Raw genomic sequence first — 2,785 nt, forward strand, 5'->3', positions numbered from 1 at the left:
GGCACCAGCAGCCCGGACCCGCCGAGCACCTCGCGGTTGTAGACCGTGTCGCGGGCGACGATCGGCGCGCCGAGAGCCATCGCCTGCACGAGTGCGGGGTTGGTCCCGCCGACGCTGTGCCCGTGGAAGTACGCGCCCGCGTGCTGCCACAGGCTGTGCAGCCGCCGGTCGTCCTTCACGTGCCCGAACCAGTGCACCCGCGGGTTCGAGGCCGCGAGCCGGCCGACGCGCTCCTCGATCTCGCCGCCATAGCCCGACGACCCGACGAAGACCACGTCGTGGTCGGCGGCCAGCTGCTGTGCGGCATCCACGAACTCATTGATCGTGTTCTCGGCGACGAAGCGCGCCACGATCAGCACGTATTTGCCGTGCTCGAGCCCGGGCTCGACGGGCAGCTCGCCGCTCGGGTCGCCGCCGTAGGGAATGAAGACGCCGTCGCGCCCGAAGTTCTCGCGCCAGTAGGCGCCGATGGCCCGCGCGTCGAAGACGAGCTCGTCTGCGTACCGCGCGGTGAGCTTGGCGCCCGTACGGAACACGGCGCGCGCCGACCTGCCCCACTTGCCGCGCTCCCACTCGATGCCGTCGACGTTCACGACACTGGGGATGCCGCGTGCCTTCAGGATGGGCAGCCAGTAGCCGACCGCGCAGTTGAGCACGAGCGCGACGTCGGGTTTGCGCACGAACGCGTCGACCGTCGAGGTCAGGCCGTACGACAGGGTGCTGAACTTCTTCGACTCGATGCCGGCCGTGACGCGCGAGCGCACCCGCGGGTCGAGGTCGGGGTCGTCGGTCTTGAGGCCGGGGCGGCCGTAGACGGTCACATCCCAGCCGGCGTCGGCGAGGTGCGGCGCGAGCCGCCTCACGAGCGTCTCGAAACCGCCGTAATAGCTCGGGTAGCCCCGCGAGCCGATGATGGCAACAGAAGGCACGATGCGTCTCCCTCACATCCGTGTTGCACTGCGCGCGGTCGGGCGCGCAGCTCGGTCGTCAATAGGCGCCGTCGCGGGCGATCACCGCCTTCGCGGTGCGCCACAGAATGGTCAGATCGCCGGTCATCGACCAGTTCTCGACGTAGTACAGATCGAGGCGCACGGATTCCTCCCACGTCAGGTTCGAGCGGCCGCTGACCTGCCACAGCCCGGTGATGCCGGGCTTCACGAGGAAGCGGCGGTGGGTGTGCTCCTCGTACTGGGTGAGCTCGCGCTCGAGCGACGGGCGGGGCCCGATGAGCGACATTGAGCCGCCCAGCACGTTGAACAGCTGGGGCAGCTCGTCGAGGCTGTAGCGGCGAAGGACGCGGCCGACGCGGGTGATGCGCGGGTCGCGCTTCATCTTGAACAGCACGCCGTTGCCCTCGGACTCGCCGCGCAGCGCCGCGAGCCGAGCCTCGGCGTCGGGCACCATCGAGCGGAACTTGAGCATGCGGAACGGACGGCCGTTCAGGCCGATGCGCTCCTGCTTGAACAGCACCGGGCCCTGCGAGTCGACGCGCACGGCAAGGGCGATCGCGATCAGGGCGGGCGACAGCAGCACGACGAGCAGCCCCGCGACGACGAGGTCGAAGGCGCGCTTGGCCACGAGCTTCGCCCCCTCGTAGCGGGGCGTCTCGACGTGCATCAGCGGCAGCCCCGCCACCGGGCGCGTGTGGATGCGCGGACCGCCGACGTCGATGATGCTGGGCGCCACGACGAGGTGCTGGCGGCCGGGCTGCAGCCCCCAGCTGATGCGGCGCACCCGGTCGTTCGGCAGCTCGTCGCTGCTCGTGATGATCACGGTGTCGGCGTCGCTGAGCTCCATCGCGCCGGGAACGTCGTCGAGGGTTCCGACCACGGGGATCGCGTGCTCGGCGAGCGGCGCCACGCGGTCGCTGGGCGAGAGGCACGCGCCGACGACGCGATAGCCGGCGTCGGGCTGGTTGATGAGCTCGGCTGCGGTCTGGGCGACGGAGGCCGCCGAGCCGACGAGCAGCACGCGCGACGAGTAGCCGCCGAGCTCGCGCTGGACGTGCAGCCACTGCCGCCACATCCAGCGGATGGCGAGCAGCACGAGCGCCCCGACCGGCAGCGCGATCAGCACGTAGCCGCGTGCCAGGTCGATCTTGAGCACGAAGGCGACGATCGCGATGAGGCCGAACAGACGCACCGACGCATTGACGACCCGCGTGTACTCGGCGCTTCCCGTGCCGATCGTGCGCGCGCTGCGGGTGTCGTAGAGGCCGAGGGCGGCGACCCAGAGCACGACGATGAGCAGCGAGATCAGCGAATAGCTGATGCCGGCGTGCGAGCCGAGCAGCTCGTCGGTCTGCGCCCGGGTGTCGATTCCGAGCCAGAGGATCTGGACGCCGAAGACGACCCAGACCAACGCGAGCGCGTCGGTGATCGTCAGGCGGCGGGCATAGCCCTTTCGCCAGTCCCCGGTCATGCGTTTGGACGACGCCATAGGTTCGACGCCGACCAGCACGTGGTCAGCCATGGATATTCCGCCTCTGTGTGGTCGGTCACAGTGGTCGGGAGAGTGCCCGGAAGCGCCCCCCTTGTGGGGCACAAGCCTATGACAGAAGCTGAGTCAGTTCCATGGGGCCGGGTTACGCGCAGGTTTAAGTTGCGAGACCCACCGATCACAGCCGCGGGAACGTGAACGACAGCGCGGGTCCCCGCTTCTGCGGGGTGAGAACGGATGCCTGCGCCGCACCCGCCCGGGTCGCGAGCAGCGCCCCGGCCACCACTCGCGCGGCGCCCTCGATCTCGGCGCCGACCTCGTCGTAGACCTCCTGCGGCAGCCCGAT

General features: G+C 69.9%; 2 protein-coding genes. Both read right to left on the reverse strand.

What is annotated here, in order from left to right; genetic code table 11:
- On the reverse strand, nucleotides 1-929 hold a 929-nt coding region (locus ACM2XV_RS13980; RefSeq protein WP_487027366.1), incomplete at its 3' end, for a DUF1972 domain-containing protein.
- Nucleotides 930-987: 58 nt separating this feature from the next.
- Nucleotides 988-2,472: a sugar transferase gene (locus ACM2XV_RS13985; protein WP_344774860.1), complete on the reverse strand. Its 1,485-nt coding sequence runs from the start codon at nucleotides 2,470-2,472 to the stop codon at nucleotides 988-990.
- Between the last annotated feature and the right edge of the window lie 313 nt (nucleotides 2,473-2,785).

It is taken from the genome of Gryllotalpicola sp. CP2-P1 (genome assembly GCF_057512245.1).